Origin of the sequence: Aquabacterium sp. A3 (assembly GCF_038069945.1) — a bacterium.
Classification (GTDB): domain Bacteria; phylum Pseudomonadota; class Gammaproteobacteria; order Burkholderiales; family Burkholderiaceae_C; genus Aquabacterium.
Genome location: NZ_JBBPEV010000006.1, coordinates 137,306 through 154,503, shown reverse-complemented (window position 1 = coordinate 154,503; position 17,198 = coordinate 137,306). Strand labels below are relative to the sequence as shown.

The 17,198-nt window shown below is 67.2% G+C and carries 15 protein-coding genes; 10 read left to right on the top strand and 5 right to left on the bottom strand.

Annotated elements, in window-relative coordinates; translation table 11 throughout:
• Together WNB94_RS16440 and flhD are read right to left on the bottom strand one after the other, a co-directional pair.
• A partial coding sequence (locus WNB94_RS16440; RefSeq protein WP_341390581.1) for a FlhC family transcriptional regulator occupies positions 1-220 on the bottom strand: 220 nt, incomplete at its 3' end.
• Positions 221-264: 44 nt separating this feature from the next.
• On the bottom strand, positions 265-588 hold the full coding sequence (gene flhD, locus WNB94_RS16435; RefSeq protein WP_341391455.1) for a flagellar transcriptional regulator FlhD: 324 nt from the start codon (positions 586-588) through the stop codon (positions 265-267).
• Positions 589-843: 255 nt separating this feature from the next.
• On the opposite strand from flhD, the gene ahpC reads away from it, so the two are divergent.
• The 5 genes from ahpC (at position 844) to WNB94_RS16410 (ending at position 6,488) form a co-directional block, all read left to right on the top strand.
• A complete protein-coding gene (gene ahpC, locus WNB94_RS16430) occupies positions 844-1,419 on the top strand; it encodes an alkyl hydroperoxide reductase subunit C (protein ID WP_341391454.1) in 576 nt (191 codons plus the stop codon).
• 170 nt (positions 1,420-1,589) lie between these two features.
• Positions 1,590-3,149, top strand: coding sequence for an alkyl hydroperoxide reductase subunit F (gene ahpF / locus WNB94_RS16425; RefSeq protein ID WP_341391453.1), 1,560 nt, complete (start codon positions 1,590-1,592; stop codon positions 3,147-3,149).
• A gap of 197 nt (positions 3,150-3,346) precedes the next feature.
• A complete protein-coding gene (locus tag WNB94_RS16420) occupies positions 3,347-4,156 on the top strand; it encodes a phosphate/phosphite/phosphonate ABC transporter substrate-binding protein (protein ID WP_341391452.1) in 810 nt (269 codons plus the stop codon).
• Positions 4,157-4,174: 18 nt separating this feature from the next.
• A complete protein-coding gene (locus WNB94_RS16415; RefSeq protein ID WP_341391451.1) occupies positions 4,175-6,046 on the top strand; it encodes a sensor histidine kinase in 1,872 nt (623 codons plus the stop codon).
• Positions 6,047-6,155: 109 nt separating this feature from the next.
• A complete protein-coding gene (locus tag WNB94_RS16410) occupies positions 6,156-6,488 on the top strand; it encodes a hypothetical protein (protein WP_341391450.1) in 333 nt (110 codons plus the stop codon).
• Between the two features lie 14 nt (positions 6,489-6,502).
• Here the strand turns inward: WNB94_RS16410 and WNB94_RS16405 are convergent, their stop codons facing one another.
• Positions 6,503-8,494: a methyl-accepting chemotaxis protein gene (locus WNB94_RS16405; protein ID WP_341391449.1), complete on the bottom strand. Its 1,992-nt coding sequence runs from the start codon at positions 8,492-8,494 to the stop codon at positions 6,503-6,505.
• A 174-nt stretch (positions 8,495-8,668) separates the two neighbouring features.
• Here WNB94_RS16405 and WNB94_RS16400 point away from each other — a divergent pair, with 174 nt between their 5' ends.
• The gene (locus WNB94_RS16400) at positions 8,669-9,598 is read left to right on the top strand and encodes an MBL fold metallo-hydrolase (protein ID WP_341391448.1); all 930 of its coding nucleotides are present in this window, start codon (positions 8,669-8,671) and stop codon (positions 9,596-9,598) included.
• On the opposite strand, the gene WNB94_RS16395 is transcribed toward WNB94_RS16400, so the two are convergent.
• The gene (locus WNB94_RS16395) at positions 9,532-11,805 is read right to left on the bottom strand and encodes a sensor histidine kinase (protein WP_341391447.1); all 2,274 of its coding nucleotides are present in this window, start codon (positions 11,803-11,805) and stop codon (positions 9,532-9,534) included. The genes WNB94_RS16400 and WNB94_RS16395 overlap by 67 nt on opposite strands.
• 154 nt (positions 11,806-11,959) lie before the next feature.
• Between WNB94_RS16395 and trhP the strand changes: the two genes are divergently transcribed.
• From trhP to WNB94_RS16375, 4 genes are all read left to right on the top strand, one after another.
• On the top strand, positions 11,960-13,339 hold the full coding sequence (trhP, locus tag WNB94_RS16390) for a prephenate-dependent tRNA uridine(34) hydroxylase TrhP (RefSeq protein ID WP_341391446.1): 1,380 nt from the start codon (positions 11,960-11,962) through the stop codon (positions 13,337-13,339).
• Between the two features lie 87 nt (positions 13,340-13,426).
• The gene (locus WNB94_RS16385; RefSeq protein ID WP_341391445.1) at positions 13,427-14,146 is read left to right on the top strand and encodes a ProQ/FINO family protein; all 720 of its coding nucleotides are present in this window, start codon (positions 13,427-13,429) and stop codon (positions 14,144-14,146) included.
• Positions 14,147-14,148: 2 nt separating this feature from the next.
• Positions 14,149-15,417: a class I SAM-dependent methyltransferase gene (locus WNB94_RS16380; RefSeq protein ID WP_341391444.1), complete on the top strand. Its 1,269-nt coding sequence runs from the start codon at positions 14,149-14,151 to the stop codon at positions 15,415-15,417.
• A gap of 135 nt (positions 15,418-15,552) precedes the next feature.
• Entirely contained in the window at positions 15,553-16,365 is an 813-nt protein-coding gene (locus tag WNB94_RS16375; RefSeq protein WP_341391443.1) for a hypothetical protein, read from the top strand.
• Positions 16,366-16,417: 52 nt separating this feature from the next.
• On the opposite strand, the gene WNB94_RS16370 is transcribed toward WNB94_RS16375, so the two are convergent.
• The gene (locus tag WNB94_RS16370) at positions 16,418-17,173 is read right to left on the bottom strand and encodes a PEP-CTERM sorting domain-containing protein (protein ID WP_341391442.1); all 756 of its coding nucleotides are present in this window, start codon (positions 17,171-17,173) and stop codon (positions 16,418-16,420) included.
• Positions 17,174-17,198 lie beyond the last annotated feature (25 nt).

The following is a 17,198-nucleotide window of genomic DNA, read 5'->3' as shown; positions in this document are numbered from 1 at the left end:
TGGCGTGGATGTTGGGCTGCCAGGTCATGAACCAGTCGGTCGAGAAGGGCAGCTGGCCTTTGGAGGGCGACTTGCCGGCCACTTCCTTGTACAGGCGCAGCAGGCGCTCGTAGGACATGTCAGTCTCGGATTCCAGCACCTGCAGGCGTGCTCCCAGGGTGATGAGCGTGACGGCGCGCTCGATCTGCTTGGCTTCGGTCAGGAGGCTCTTGGTGCGCATGGTGGTGTCTCCGAAATGAGGGGATGGTGTCTGGTGAGCCGGATTCAGGCGGCTTCTTGATGGCGGCCGGCCATCAGGATCGAGGCATGCAGGCGGCTGACGCTGTCGCTGGCGGCGCCCTTGCCGTGGTTGGTCAGCAGGCCCCAGACCAGGTCGTCGTCCATGCGCATGCGGCACAGCAGGGTGTTGCTGGAGGCCACCTTCACCACCTGGGCCGGGCTCAAGGAGGCCAGGCGTTCGGCGGCTTGCTCAGACAGGCCCAGGCGGAACAGGGCTTGTTCGCGGTCGCTGCGGATCAGGCTCTGGGCCAGCATCAGGTACGACAGGTTGACTTCGCGGATTTCTTGCAGGATTTGGTCGTTGTTCATGCTGGGCTCCTTCGGGGTGTCGGGTTCGTGTTGTCGATGGATTCATTGTGCAAACACCGGCCAATTTCCTTGATAGGCGTTCGGCTGTAAGGCCGGTCGGTTCGGGGCTACACGGCGTGTAGGAATTGATCCGACAAGACCATCAGCACCGATAGGCGTAGACAATCTGTCACATAAGGCCAATCAATTCGCCATATGGGAACAGATCCCCTACCATTCAAGGCTGTTGTCAACCAACCCCTAGAGGAAACCCGAATGTCTTTGATCAACACGCAAGTTCAGCCGTTCAAGACCCAAGCCTTCGTCAACCGTGGCGACAAGGGCGAGTTCATCACCGTTTCCGACGAAAGCCTGAAGGGCAAGTGGTCCGTGCTGATCTTCATGCCGGCCGCCTTCACCTTCAACTGCCCCACCGAAATCGAAGACGCCGCCGACAACTACGCTGCCTTCCAGGCCGCTGGTGCCGAGGTGTACATCGTCACCACCGACACCCACTTCTCGCACAAGGTGTGGCACGAAACCTCGCCCGCCGTGGGCAAGGCCAAGTTCCCCCTGGTCGGTGACCCCACCCACCAACTGACCAACGCGTTTGGCGTGCACATCCCCGAAGAAGGCCTGTCGCTGCGCGGCACCTTCATCATCAACCCCGAAGGTCAGATCAAGACCGCTGAAATCCACAGCAACGAGATCGCCCGCGACGTGTCGGAAACCCTGCGCAAGCTGAAGGCTGCCCAGTTCACCGCCGCCAACCCTGGCCAGGTCTGCCCGGCCAAGTGGAAGGAAGGCGCCAAGACCCTGGCTCCTTCGCTGGACCTGGTCGGCAAGATCTAAGCCTTCTTTGACCTGTGTTGAGGTCTGCCCTCACCACATCGTTGAAACTGCCTGCCGTCACCGCCCACAAGGCGGTGCGGGGGCTGACCTTGGCCTCCTCAACGCGTTGACACACGAGGAGGCCGGTTCCCGAAGTCATTCACACACTCATCAAAAAAAGGATGCCCGACATGCTGGACGACACCCTCAAAGCCCAACTCGCTGCCTACCTGGAGCGCGTGCAACAACCCTTCGAGATCGTCGCATCCCTGAGTGACTCCGAGAACTCGCGCGAGATGCTCGAGCTGCTGCAGACGATTCAAAGCCTGCGCGCCGACAAGATCACCTTGAAGACCGACGGGCAGGACGCCCGCAAGCCCTCGTTCACGCTGCAGCGCGTGGGCGCCAACACCTCGCTGCGCTTTGCCGGCCTGCCCCTGGGCCACGAGTTCACCTCGCTGGTGCTGGCCCTGTTGTGGACGGGCGGCCACCCCCCGAAGGAAGAAGCCGAAACGCTGGACAACATCCGCGCGCTGGATGGCGACTTCAACTTCGAGGTCTTCATGTCCCTGAGCTGCCACAACTGCCCGGACGTGGTGCAGGCCCTGTCGCTCATGGCCATCCTCAACCCCAAGATCAAGACGACCGTGATCGAGGGCGGCGCCTTCCAGGACGAGGTGGAGCGGCGCGAGATCATGGCCGTGCCCATGGTGTTCTTGAACGGGCAGGTGTTCGCCTCGGGCAAGATGACCGTGGCCGAGATCGTGGCCAAGCTCGACACCAACTCGGCCGCCAAAGAAGCGGCCAAGATCGACGCCAAGGCGGCTTACGACGTGCTGATCGTGGGCGGTGGCCCCGCAGGCGCCGCCGCGGGCGTGTACGCCGCCCGCAAGGGCATCCGCACCGGCATCGCGGCCGAGCGCTTTGGTGGTCAGGTCAACGACACGCTGGGCATCGAGAACTACATCTCCATCCTGGAGACCGACGGCCCCAAGCTGGCGGCGGCCCTGGAAGCCCACGCCCGCGCCTACGATGTGGACATCATGAACCTGCAGAAGGCGGCGGCCATCATCCCGGCCGAGCAGCCCGGTGGCCTCATCCAGGTGAAGATGGACAACGGCGGCACGCTCAAGGCCAAGACCGTGATCATCTCCACCGGTGCACGCTGGCGCAACGTGAACGTGCCCGGCGAGGCCGAGTACAAGAACAAGGGCGTGGCCTACTGCCCGCACTGCGATGGCCCGCTGTTCAAGGGCAAGGACGTGGCGGTGATCGGCGGCGGCAACTCGGGCGTGGAGGCCGCCATCGACCTGGCCGGGGTGGTCAAGCACGTGACGGTGGTGGAGTTTGCCGACCAGCTCAAGGCCGATGCCGTGCTGGTCAAGAAGCTCAAGAGCCTGCCCAACGTGACCATCCACACCAACGCGCAGACGACCGAGATCACCGGGGCCGAGGGCAAGGTGAACGGCCTGAAGTTCAAGGACCGCACCAGCAACGAAGAGCACACCGTGGCGCTGGAAGGCGTGTTCGTGCAGATCGGCCTGGTGCCCAACACCGAGTGGCTCAAGGGCACGGTGGAGCTGAGCAAGTTTGGCGAGATCCTGATCGATTCCAAGGGCCACACCAATGTGCCGGGCGTGTTCGCTGCGGGTGACTGCACCAACGTGCCTTACAAGCAGATCGTGATCGCGGCCGGTGCGGGCGCCACGGCGGCCTTGAGCGCCTTCGATCACCTGATCCGCCACAGTTGATCGGCATCCCTCTGGCATTTCCGTCAATTAATGCCCGACAGGCCCGTCTTTGACGGGCCTGTGCTTTTGCTGATTGTTCATTTCTTTCACTTGACTGCCGACAATCCGGATAGACAACCCCGGAGGGCGGTATGCAATCCACAGGTTTTTCTCAGGTGCCGGTGCTCGCACGGCGCCGCAGGTGTCTGGTGGCACTCATGACGGCCTTGATGGCGTTCACGGTGCCTGCATGGGCCCAGGGACAGCCACCGGCGCCCACCGTGCTCACCGTGTCGGTGGTGCCGCAGTTTCCGGCCGCCGACATCGCGCGCACCTGGGGCCCGATCCTCACCCAGTTGAGCGAGCGCGTGGGGGTGCAGTTCGTGTTGCGTCAGGCCCGCGACATCCCCGGCTTTGAAGCCGAGGTGCTGGCGGGGACGCCAGACGTGGCTTACCTGAACCCCTTTCACCAGCTCAGGGCCTGGGATGCCCAGGGCTATGTGCCGCTGTTGCGCGATGCCGAATTGCTGACCGGCATCGTGGTGGTGCGCCAGGATTCACCCATCCGGGCCGCGCGTGAGCTGGACGGACACACCCTGGCGTTTCCGGCGCCCAACGCTTTCGGGGCGTCGCTGCTGACCCGGGCCCAGTTGGTCGAGGTCGAACGCATCCGGATCACACCGGTGTACGCCCGCACGCACACCAACGCCTACCGGCACACCCTGGCGGGCCTGAGCACCGCCACCGGTGGCCTGCGCGCCACCCTGGCGCGTGAACCGGCAGAGGTGCAGGCGGGCCTGCGCGTGCTCATGGAAACCCCCGGGGCTGCCCCGCACCCGCTGAGTGTGCACCCCCGCGTGCCCGACGCGTTGCGCACGCGCCTGCAGCAAGCCTGGCTGGCGCTGGCCCAGCAGCCCGAGCTGCAGGCCAGCTTCAAGGCCATCCCCATGCCGCAGCCCGTGCTGGCCGACCAGGCCCGCGACTACGAGCCCTTGAGGCGACTGCGCCTGGAGCGCTACGCGCAGTGAACCGCAGATGTGCAAGCCATGAGCGCGCTGGACCGCCTTCAAACGCTTGCCTGGTGGCCACGTCATTTGTCCCAGCAGTTGATGGCCATGATGTCGGCCCTGCTCTTGCTGGCCCTGGGCCTGCTGGGGGGGTACACGGCCCATGAGCAAACCCTGTTGGGTCAGCAGTCCACCGAAAAACAGGTGGCTGCGCTGGCCCGTACCGTGGCCATCAGCAGTGCCAACCTGATCCTGACAGACAGCCTGGATGGCCTGGAAGAGCTGGCCCTGCGCTCGGCCGAGCTGGCCGATGTCCGTGCGGTGCGGGTGCTGGGCCGCCGTGGAGAACCGCTGGCGCAGGTGGTGCGTGCGGCGGACGAGGCCCCCCGAGTGATCTATGACCATCGCTTGTCGGCCGAGGTGCAAGCACCGGCCGAACAAGACGCCGCCCTGCCAGCGCTGCGCCCCCACGACGACTGGATCGAGGCCTGGCACCCCGTGATGGCCGGTGAGCGGGTGGGCTGGGTGCAGGTGGTGCACGACACCCGAGGGCTGCAACACGAGCGCGCACGCATCTGGCGCAACACGGCGGTGGTGGCGGTGATGGCCATCTTGTTGTGCGTGTGCTTGTTGTGGATGCTGTTGCGCCGGCCGATGCGGGGCCTGACCCGTGCACGGGCCTTCGCCCGGGAGATGGTGGACGCCAAAGGCCGGCTCTTGCCGCGTGAGTCTGGCCCTGCAGAATTTGTCGAGTTGGTGGATTCGCTCAATGAAGCGTCGATGGTGCTGTGCCAGCAGATGATCTTGCTGGAGCACCAGGTGGCCGAGTTGCATGCCCATGAGGCGCAGCTGGCCGACCAGAACGAACAGCTGGGCGCCTTGTTCCGTCTCAGCCAGGATGGTCTGGTGACCTTTGACCGTGCCGGCCGTGTGCGTTTCGTCAACCAGGCTTTCTTGCGGCTCACCGGTTTGCAGGAGGCCGAGGTCCAGGGCTGCGAGGTCACGGCCCTGTCGGCCCTGCTGGCCCAACGCCTGCAGGATGCATCGGCCTTCCCGGGGCTGGCATCGGTGTTTGCCAATGAATCGCAGGGCGAAGCCGTGCAGGTGCGGCTGCAGGGTGACGGTGCGCGCACGCTGTCGCTGACCGGGCAGTGCAGTGCGCACGGTGGTGTGAGCCGCGTGCTCTTTGTGGGCGATGTCACGCGCCAGCGCCAGCTCGACGACATGAAGTCGGAGTTCCTGTCCATGGCCGCCCATGAACTGCGCACGCCCATGGTCAGCATCTTCGGGTTCACCGAGCTGATGCTCAAGCGAGACATGCCGGCCGAACAGCGCCAGGACCTGCTGGGGCGCATCCATCGGCACAGCCAGTCCATGGTCAGCATCCTCAACGAGCTGCTGGACCTGGCCCGCATCGAGGCCCGCCGGGGTCAGGACTTCCGCATCGAGCCACTGGTCCTTGACGACGTGGTGGCGGCCGTGGTGCAGGACTTCAAGCCAGCGCCTGGCCGAGCGGCACCGGCCTGGCAGGAGGCGGCGCAGCCCAGCCCCGTGCGGGCCGACCGGCACAAGCTGCAGCAGGCCGTGCTCAACATCCTGTCGAACGCGTACAAGTACTCGCCTCAGGGCGGCGAGGTGTCTGTGCGGCTGCTGCACAACACCGACGACGAGGGCGTGTCATGGCATGGCGTCGTGATCGAAGACCACGGCATGGGCCTGAGCGCAGAGCATGTGCAGCGGCTGAGCAGTGGCGAGCGGTTCTTCCGCGCAGACAAGTCCGGCAACATCCCGGGTACCGGCCTGGGCGTGAGCATCGTCAAGGAGTTGATGGAGCTGATGGGTGGACGCATGGTGGTGGACAGCGAATTGGGCGTGGGCACCCGTGTGACCTTGTGGTTGCGAAGCGCGTGAAGGTTGCGTGACGCTTGCGTGACTTTTGCCCTCAAGGACCGGGGTTTGTCGCCGAAAGACCGGCGAGGTGGCCCTGTGTCGACCACCGTTCCTCCACTGAAAGACCGCCATGACCCAGCCTGATGGCGCCCACCTGCGTGGGCAACTCCTGTCGGCCACCACCGCCGAGCGTGTGCAGGCCCTGCACCAACTGACGTTGTGGGCCGCTGAGGTGGCCGACCCCGCCCTGCAACGTGATCTGGACGCTTTCGTGGCGCGGGGCTTGCCGTACTTCGCGCCCGACAGCCTGGGCTACCAGGCCTGGGTGGCGAAAGCGACGGCCCTGACGGAGCGGGTGGTCTCGGCACCCCGGCGCACGGCGGGAACGGCCGCCTCCTCAGGCTCGGCACGCGGGCCCCGCCCCGAGCGCCTGCGCCTGGCCCGCGCCATGGCCTGTGGCTGACCCCCGTCGCTGGCTCAGGCCAGCTTGAACACCGCCACCCCCTGCGCCAGGCGCTGGGCCTGTTCGCGCAGTGAGGCGGCGGCCGCGGCAGTTTGTTCCACCAGCGCCGCGTTTTGCTGTGTGGCGCCATCCAGCGCCTGCACCGCCTGTGCCGTTTGCTGCACGCCGGTGGCCTGGTCGCGTGCGCCCGAGGCGATCTCGGCCAGCAGGGCGTTGACCTGCTGCGCATGGGCCACGATGGCCTGCATGGACTCGCCGGCCTGGCGCACCACGGCGCCACCGGCGTCGACCTTGTCCACGCTGGTGCCGATGAGGCGCTTGACCTCGCGCGCGGCCGTGGAGGTGCGCTGCGCCAGGGCCCGCACCTCGCTGGCCACCACGGCAAATCCCCGGCCTTGTTCGCCGGCGCGGGCGGCCTCCACGGCCGCGTTGAGCGCCAGGATGTTCGTCTGAAAGGCGATGCCGTCGATGGTGCCCACGATGTCGTTGATCTGGCGCGAGGCGCCTTGAATCTCGCTCATGGTTTCGATCACCGAGCTGATGATCTGGCCGCCGCTGCTGGCGGCCTGCGCATTGGTGTCGGCCAGCATCGAGGCCTGTGCCGCCGATTGCGCTGTTTGCTCGACGGTGGCCGACACGGTTTCCATGGCCGATGCGGACTGCTGCAGGCGCCCGGCCGACTGGGCCGTGCGGTTGGACAGGTCGGTCGAGCCGGCGGCGATCTCCTGGCTGGCGTGCACGATGGTGTCGGCCGCGCCGCGCACCTCGCTGACCACCCGTTTCAGGGCGGCCTGCATGTCCTTGAGGGTGATCATCAGGCGGGCCGCCTCGTCGCCACCCCAGGCCCTGGGTTCGGTGGTGAGGTCGCCGTCGCGCATCGCGTCGATGTGAAACGCCACCTCGTTGAGTCCGCCTTCCAGCACCTTGCGGAACGACAGGAAGAGGTACCAGGCCACCAGCAGGCTGATCACCAGCACCGAGGCGGTGCCCACCATGGCCTGCTGCAGCCGGCTTTCGCGCTGGGCCAGCAGGTCGTCCAGCAAGGGCAGGGTGCGCTGGTACAGGGCCACGACCTCCTGGACGGCGGCCTGGCCCTGGGCGACGTAAGCGTCGAGCGACACGGGCGCCGTGCCCAGGATGGCGCCGCGCCCGCTGACATACAGCGATTCGCCGCCGCCCAGGGGCGCGTCGTCCAGTTGGGTCTGCAAGGCGGTGTTGCCTTTGATGGCCCGGGTGTAGGCATGTTTCACCTCGCGCCATGCCGCGTTGTACTGTGCCTCGGCCACCTGCCATTCGCGCTGTCGTTCGGCGGGTGCGGGCCCGCTGGCCGCCGCCACCGCGCCGGCGCTCCACAGGTACCCCAGGTCGTTCATGGCTGCTGGCAGGCTGAACACCAGCGTTTTCATCAGGTAGAAGCTGTCCAGGTCCGGGTCCAGCACCAGGCCCGAGGCGTCGCCGATCTGATCCAGCACGGCTTGCAGGGCCGCATGCATGGCTGCTTGCAGGGCCGGGTCGCGGGTCGTGCTGGCGTTCTGCCAGCGTCGCGACAGCTCATCGACCACCGGGGTCAGCGCCATCGGATCACCGTGCTGGCGTGCCTGCCCCGCCAGGTGCGCCAGGCTGGCCTGCATGCCGGCGCGCAATTGGGTCAGGCGCGCCTGGGCGCCCGGCAGCCCGTGGGCTGCGGCCGCCTCCGTGGCCTGTATTTCCACCAGCGCCTGCTGCACGGCGATGTAGGCGTGCAGGGCCTCGACGCCCAGGCGCTCACCCCTGGTGAAGTCGATCATGGCCTGCTTGTCCCCGAAGTACTGCCACGACAGCAGCACGATGGGGATGATGAACATGGCCGACAGGATCAGCGCCTTGGCCCGAAAGTGCAGGCGCCTGAACAGGCGCACACCCGGGGCCCACAGCCCATGGTAGCGAAAGAAGTCGGCCAGTCGAGCCGGTCGCGTGTGGCCTGTGCGCTGCTGCGCAGGACGGGCCGTCGTGTCTGATGTGTGCATCGTGGAACTCTCTGCGTGGGGGGGTCAGAAAGCGGTCGGGGGCCACGGCCCGTGGGCACCCGCAAGATCGCACTGTGGATCGTCAGGCCGTTCGGCCTGGGCCAGTGGCGCAATAAACCTTGGTAAATCCGGTCAGATCACTGGCTTAGTCTCCGTGGTCGTTACCATCAGGACATGAAGTGGCCTGAATCCCTGGTGGTGCTGGAGCGCGGTTGGCTCTCGTCGAACAACATCGTGTTCCTCGGCGACGAGCCGGCCGTGGTCGACACCTCTTATGTCACCCATGGTGACCACACCCTGCGCCTCATTGACCAGGCCCTGGACGGGCAGCCCTTGCGCCGCATCGTCAACACCCACCTGCACTCGGACCACGCCGGTGGCAACGCCTTGCTGCAGGCCCGCCACGAGGTGCGCACCTGGATCCCACCGGGCGAGAGCGGCTTGGTGGACACCTGGGACGAGGACGGCCTGAGTTACCGGCGCACCAGCCAGCAGTGCCCACGCTTCACCTACGATGCGCTCATCCATCCGGGCGACACCCTGAGCCTGGGCGGCGAGGACTGGCGCGTGTTGCCTGCGCCGGGCCATGACCACGCCATGGTGATGCTGTGGTGTGAGCGGCAGGGCATCCTGGTGTCGGCCGACGCCTTGTGGCGCCATGGTTTCGGGGTCATCTTTCCCGAATTGGCCGGCATCCCCGGCTTTGAGGCGCAAGCCGGCACGCTGGCACTGATCGAGTCGTTGCAGCCCCGGGCGGTGATCCCGGGGCATGGCGCGCCGTTTTTCGAAGCCGATGGCGCCGTGACGGCCGCGCTGCAGGCCGCCCGCTCGCGCCTGCGCTGGCTGCAGGATGATCCGCAACGCCATGTGCACCATGCCCTGAAGGTGCTGCTGGCCTTCAAGCTGCTGGAGGTTCAGCGGCTGGATCGGGCGGCCATCACGGACATCATGGGCGCCTGTCTGCACGACAGCCCGGGCCTGCACGCCCTGAGCGCCTCGGGGGCGCTGGCGCCGGAGGCCCTGGCCAGCAGCGTGGCTCAGGAGCTGGTGCGGTCTGGCGTGGCGTGCTGGGAAGACGGCCTGCTCGTGGCCAGGTCCGTCTGATCCTGGGCCTCGGTGGGCAGCTCAAACCAGAAGGCGCACCCCTGGCCCTCCAGACAGGCGGCCTGCAGCGTGCCGCCCATCAGGCCCACGATGCGTTGGGTGATCACCAGGCCAATGCCGGTGCCCGCCTCGCTGCCATGCTCTTGTCCCAGCCGGTTGAAGGGCTCGAAGAGGTGCGCCGCCTGCTCCGGTGACAGTCCGGGGCCGTCGTCTTGCACGGTGATGCGCAGGGGCCCCGAGCTCATCGACTCCATCCGCAGCGTCACGCTGCCGCCCGGGCGGTTGTACTTGACCCCATTGCTCAGCAGGTTGAGCAAGACCTGCTGAAGTCGGGTCGGGTCGGCCAGCACGCGGGTGCCGGTCGTGGTCAGCACCTCGGTGCGCACCTGCACTTGTTTGCGCTCCGCCAGGCCGCCCAGCATGGCCACACAGCGCTGGCCCACCTCCAGGGCATCGATCGTGGCGGGCTGCACCGACAAGGTGCCCGATTCGATGCGCGAGAGGTCCAGCACGTCCGAGATCATGGCCAGCAGGTGCTGCCCGGCGTCTTCGATGTGGGCCACCATGCCGGCATGCCGGTCGGATAACTGGGCCGCGTCCATGCGCAGCAACTGGGCGAAGCCCAGCACCGCGTTCAGCGGCGTGCGCAGCTCATGGCTCATGCGAGAGAGGAACTCGGTCTTGGCGCGGTTGGCCGACTCGGCCACCAGCTTGGCCGCCTGGGCTTCGCGAAGGCGCTGTGCCTCGCTGACGTCCCGAAAGTACACGGCCACGCCCCATTCGGCGGGGTGCAGGTCCACCTCCAGCCACCGTTGGGCGTCCATCAGCGGCAGCAGCAGCGAGTTGGATTGCTGCAGGGCCTGGGCCTGCTGGCAGGCCTGTGCCAGCGGCTGCCCTTCACGCCCGCCGAACACCTCGTGCAAGAGATGTCCTTGCAGGCCTTCGAGGGGGCGCCCCAGCAAGCGCACGGCCTGGGTGTTGAGGTGCACGACGTGCCCGGCATGGTCCAGCGCCATGAAGCCATCGCCCATGTGCTCCAGCGTGTCGCTCAGACGGCGGATCATGGCCTGGCCTTCGGATTCGTGCAGGGCCAGTCGGTCACACAGCTCGTCAAAGCCCGCCTCCAGGGCCTGCAACTCGGCCGTGCCGTCGGCGGTGCACCGGGCGCCCGGATGCTGTCGGCACGCCAGGCGCTGCATCCGCTGCATCAGCGCCTCCATGGGCAGCACAAAGCGCCGCCGCGCCACTTGCCACGCCACCACCCACGCCAGCCCCACCAGCAAAGCATTGGACAGCAGCAAGGCGCTGAGTGATTCGCGCCAGGGCGCCTGCAGTTCTTCCAGCGGGATGCCGATGGCCACCGTCCAGCCAAATTGCTCCAGGCGCCTGAAAGCCCCCAGCGACGGGATGCCCTCCAGGGTGTGGGTCTTCACGGTGCCCTGTGGGTGCTGGCGCAGGGCGTGCATCAGGTCGGCGGTGGCCTGACGCCCCACGTAACGCTCGTTGAGGCGCGTGCGGGCCACCACCCTGCCTTGCCGGTCGATGATGGCGCCCACCCAATGATCCGGCAGCCTGGCACCTTGCAGGATCTGGCTCAGGCGCTCGGGCTCGATGCCCACGTTCAGGCTGTAGGCCACCTCGCCGGCCACGTACACCGGCACCCCCAGGCCCACGATGGGCTGGCCCGTGACGGGGCCGATGAACAGGTCGCTGAGCACCACCTCGCCAGCTTCGGTGATGTGCCGCAGTTCGGGGGGGCCGGCCACCGTGGGCAGCGGCGTGCCCCAGGGGCGCAAGGTGTTGACACGCTGCTGGAAGTGGCGGTCAATCAGCACGTAGTTGGTGATGTTCTGGTGCACCAGGGTTTCGGCAGCGCGCTGCTGAAACGCCGCCAGATCACCCTGCCGCAACGTGGGCTCGGTGGCCAGCACGTTCAGGGTGGCCACGATGGAGGCCAGGTCGCGGTCCAGGGTGGAGGCCATGGCCCGCGCGGCCGTCAGGGCGGTCTGTTCGGCCTCGGCCTGTCGACGCTGGGCGTCCATCCAGATCAGGCTGGCGCCCACGGTGGCCCCGGGCAAGACACACAGCAGCGCCAGCCACCACAGCATGCGCCGCACCGTGTGGCCGCGGGCCAGCGCGGGTTGTGCGGTGGCCTGAGGGGGCAGACCGCGGGCAGGCAAGGCAGGTGAATCGAGCAGATTCGCCATCTGGGGGCTCCGTCAGGCAGGTGGGTCAAGACCAACACGTCACCCTGGCCATCAGTCCCCAGGGCTGGATGCGAACGCCGTCACACGTTCAAGGCCCGATGCTGCAGCCGGAATTCAGTAGAACACACAGTGCCCGCAAGGCACAATCCGGGTCATGCCCAGAACCACCGAATTGCTTCTTCCTGCCGGATCGCTCGACAAAATGCGCGCCGCCTATGACTTTGGCGCCGACGCCGTCTATGCCGGCCAGCCGCGCTACTCCCTGCGCGCGCGCAACAACGATTTCCGCCTGGAGCAAATCCAGCAGGGCATCGAAGAAGCCCACCAGCGGGGCAAGAAGTTCTACCTCACCAGCAACCTGATCGCGCACAACGACAAGATCCGCACCTACCTGCGCGACATCGAGCCCATCGTCCACATGCGGCCTGACGGCATCATCATGGCCGACCCGGGCCTGATCATGATGGTGCGCGAGCAGATGGAGTTCGGCAACTGGCCGCACGTGCCCATCCACCTCTCGGTGCAGGCCAACACCACCAACTTCGCCACCGTCAAGTTCTGGCAGAAGCTGGGGGTGGAGCGCATCATCCTCTCGCGTGAGCTGAGCCTGGACGAGATCGAGCGCATCCGCCAGGAATGCCCCGACATGGAGCTGGAGGTGTTCGTGCACGGGGCGCTGTGCATCGCGTATTCGGGCCGCTGCCTGCTGTCGGGCTACTTCAACCGGCGTGATCCCAACCAGGGCACCTGCACCAATGCCTGCCGCTGGGAGTACAAAACCCACGCGGGCACCCAGGCCAGCGACACGGGCGAGGTCATCCCCATCAAGCTGGAGGGGGATTTCAACTTCGCGCAAGAGCAGGAAGCGGCCGAGAAGTCGTTTTCGGCCTGCGGCGACGGCCAGCGCCACCCGGCCGCCGACGAGGTCTACCTGATCGAGGAAGCCGGTCGCCCGGGCGAGCTCATGCCCATCATGGAAGACGAGCACGGCACCTACATCATGAACTCGAAAGACCTGCGCGCCGTCGAGCACGTCGAGCGCCTGGTCAAGATCGGGGTTGATTCACTGAAGGTGGAAGGCCGCACCAAGTCGCTTTATTACGTGGCGCGCGTGGCCCAGGTGTACCGCCAGGCCATCGACGATGCGCAGGCCGGCCGCCCCTTCAACCCCGACCTGCTGCTGCAGCTCGAAGGAATGGCCAACCGGGGCTACACCGGCGGCCTGCTGGAGCGCCGTCCCTCGCAGGACTATCAAAACTACATCACCGGCCACTCCACCTTCCAGCGCAGCCAGTTCGTCGGCGAGGTCAAGGGCATCGAGGCCGGCTGGGCCGAGGTGGTGGTCAAGAACCGCTTCGATGTGGGCGACCGCCTGGAGGTCATCCACCCCTCGGGCAACATCGAGATCGTGCTGGACGCCATGCGCAACCTGGACGGCGAGCCCATCACCGCCGCGCCGGGCAGCCCGCTGCATGTGCGGGTGCCTCTGCCTGATCGTTACGCCGGGGCCTTGCTGGCGCGGCGCCTGGGATGATGCCGGGCTGAGTCCAGCGTCCGCCCAGGGCCGGTGCCACCGCGACTGGGTTCACAATCGAGGTTTATGCACATTTCAGCCGACACCATGTCCACGCCCGAGACCACGCCCGTCGTGACCGCCGATACCGAGCCTGCGACCCCCGACCAGACCGCGCCTGCCGCGGCGACCGCCGGTGCCTCGCCCGCAGAAACCGGCGCCCGTCTGGCCGCCTTGTTTCCGGCCCTGTTTGCCGGCCAGCCCAAGCCGCTGAAGCTGCGCATCCAGGCCGACATCCAGGAGCGCGCGCCCGGCGAGTTCAGCAAGCAGGCCTTGTCGGCGTTTTTGCGTCGCCACACCGGGGCCACCTCCTACCTGATCGCCGTGAGCAAGGCCACCCACCGTTTTGACCTGGACGGACAGCCCGCCGGCGAACTCAGCGACGAACACCGCCAGGTGGCGGCCGATGAGCTCAAGCGTCGCCGTCAGTTGCGTGACGCCCGCCGCGAGGAAGAGCTCAAGGGCCGCCGTGAGCGCGCCAGCCTTTTGCGCGACTTCGAGCGCACCACCCTCACCGAGGCCAACTTCTGCGCGCTCAAGGGCGTGTCGGCCGAGCAACTGGCCGCCACCCTGGCCCAGGCACGTGCCGAGGCGCAGGAAGACGCCGCCCGTGGCGACCAGCGTCCGGCCCGCCACGGCCGTCCAGGCCGTCCCGGCGGCCAAGACCCGCGCGGCCGAACCGACCGCCCCCGTGGCGATCGCCCAGGTGATCGTTCGGGTGACCGCTCCGGGGCAGCGCGCCGTCCCAAAGCGCCTCGCCAGGCGTGAGCGTGACCGCGCCGGTCATGGCCACCGCAGCGCCGGCCGACGGGCCATCCGACCCCTCTGTGGCGCGCTTTCTTCAGCGCTTGGGCGCTGCGCTGTCGCAGGGCCAGTGTGAACAGGTGCTGCTGGTGGCTTACCAGGGGGGGCGGCCCGACATCGATGCGCTGGGCACGTCCTTGCAGCGCCTGATGGTGCGCCCGGTGGTGCTCAAGGGGCAGCCGCACCTCAGCCTGGTCTACCGATTTCCCACCAAGGACATCACCAAGAACCTGCCCGAGGCCGAGGCCATCAGCGCCCTGGCCGATTGCTTGTGTACCGGCGCCTTCCGCAACGCCCACCTGTTCACGCCCACCGAAGAGGTTCAACTGGCGGTGAGCAAAAAAGGCAAAGCCAGCCTGCGTGTGGGACGCCGTGCCGCCACACCGGCCCAGCCGACGGCGGCCCCCGTGCAGCACAACCGCGAGAAGCACCGACTGCTGGCGCTGTCTCGGCCGTTTCTGCGCGAGCTGGGCGTCACCGATGCCCAGGGCCAGCTCATCCCGGCCATGTCGCGCAAGTGGAAGCAGATCAACAAGTTCATCGAGGTGCTGGGCGCCGCGCTGGAGCGCTCGGCCCTGGCCCAGCAGCCGGCCATCCATGTGGTGGATTTTGGGTCGGGCAAGGGCTACCTGACGTTTGCCGTGCACGACTGGCTGACGCACACCCTGCAGCGCCAGGCCCGCGTGACCGGGGTGGAACTGCGTGACGAGCTGGTGCAGCTGTGCCAGCGCGTGATCGACACCTTGCATCTGCAGGGCATGGCCTACGAACAGGGTGACGTGCGCCACTACCACCCCGAGGCGCTGGACGTGATGATCGCGCTGCACGCCTGCGACACCGCCACCGACCACGCCATCCACCTGGGCATCCGGGCCGGGGCTCAGATCATCCTGTGCTCGCCGTGCTGCCACAAGGAGGTGAGGCCTCAACTGCTCAGCCCGCATCCCTTGCGGCCATTGCTCAAGCATGGCATCCACCAGGCCCAAGAGGCCGAGATGCTGACCGATGGCTTGCGTGCGCTCTTGCTGGAGGCCGCCGGCTACGACACCCAGGTGTTCGAGTTCATCTCGCTGGAGCACACCAACAAGAACAAGATGATCCTGGCGGTGAAGCGCCCCCAGGCCCGGGACCTGGGCGAGGTGGCGGCCCAGATCCACGACCTCAAGTCCTTCTACGGCGTGCAGCAACAGTGCCTGGAGGCCTTGCTGCGGGCCGATGGCCTCTTGCCCGCGTGAGGCTCCTTGACGGCGTGCACGGGGCGCTGACCGTGCGCTGACCGTGCGCTGTGGGGGGATCACGGTGGCGTGTCGGCCACGCACGCGTCACAATGTGGCCTGGGTCTGGCTCCACGGGGGGGCCGACGCATGCGCATGAACCCGGCAAGCTCATCCTTCCGCTCCGATCTGGCGGGCGTCTGGCGGCGCCTGCAAGTGCTTCCTGATGACGAGGCGGGCTCGACCGTCTCCGCCCAGCGGCCCACGGTGGTGCGCCTGCAAGCCGGGCCCTGGTTTGCACAGTGGATGCAAGAGCCTGCCGAGCGGGGGGTGCCTGCCGTGCCCCTGTGCGATCTGGCGCCCATGCAGCTGGCCGCGCTGACCGAGCAGCAGGCGTGTTGGGGGGTGTGCCACCTGGACGCCCACCCGGAGGGCGAGGTGGCCCACTGGCTGCCTCGCGTGGATTTTCAGCCACCCAGCCTGCAGTCGGACGCGGGATGGTTGCTCTTCGACCAGCCCGAGCGTTGCATCGAGATCGACACCCATTCCGATCGCAGCCAGGTGTGGGTGCGTGAGCCGGGCACGGCCTGGCAGGCCGACGAGGTCTGGTGCCTCCAGGGCCTGGATGCCGACGGCCATGACGACGGTCGCGTGTTGCTGGGGGCGGGGCCATGGCGGGTGTACCTGCGGCCACGCCGAGGCCGCTGGCCGCGGGGCCTGCAGCCGGGCTTGACCTTGCATGACCTGCTGCTGCACCAGCCCGACGATGCGCTGAGCTGGCTCGACCACGAGCTGAGCCTGGGGCGCTGCGAAGGCACGCGGTGTGACATCGTGCTGTCCAGCCTGCCGGCCAGCCGAGGTGGCCAGCGGCACACGACCATCGCCTGGCACGACGATGGCCAGCGAGCCTGGGTGCGCTGGGGCGATGACGAAGGATGGTGGCGGCCCTTGCCGGCCAGCCCCCCATGAAAAAACCCGGCACGAGGCCGGGTTCTTCAGGTGCGAGACCGCTCAGCCGTGATCAGGCGGCTTGACGGCGGCGGGCCACCAGACCCAGACCGACCAGACCCAGGCCCATCAGGGCGTAGGTGCTGGGCTCAGGCACGGCCGTGGCGATGATGGTCGAGTTCACCGAACCGTAGTCTTCCACCGAACCCAGGGCGGCCAGGCCCAGGAACTGCAGGCCCAGGGCCTGCTTGAACAGGTCGAAACCTTGGGTGGTGATGCTCAGACCCGTGATCGAGTTTTCGTAGATGCCAGGGCCTTCCACGGTGGTGCCACCGGTCAGGCTGGCGGCCTGCCACAGGGCCACGTTGCTCACGGTGCCCACGCCGTTGCCACCGATCACCGTGGCGAACACGGTCTTGGTGGGCACGTTGAAGGCGATGTCGGAGATGGTCAGGAAGCCGCCCGAGGACACGCCATTGATGGCGGTGGCCGTCAGGGTGGCGCCACCGGTGGTGGTCAGGCCGATCACGTCGCGGGTGGCGGTGTCGATGGTCAGCGAGGTGCCTTCGGCCGACACGGCCAGCGAGGTGTAGGCGCCCGATGCATCGCGGGTGATGTTGGCGGTGGCGCCACCAAACTCTTCGAACGCGATCTGACCGACGTTCATGGCGGCGATCAGGTTGCTCGACAGGGTCAGGGTGCCGGAGCCGGTGGCGGTCAGGCCATCGAACTCTTCACCGATGAAAAAGGTTTGGACTTCAGCTTGGGCAGCGCCGAAAGCCAGCAGCAGGGCTGAAGCGATCAGGGACTTGCGTGCAATGTGTTTCATGATTTCCTCGCAATCTCTCGTGACG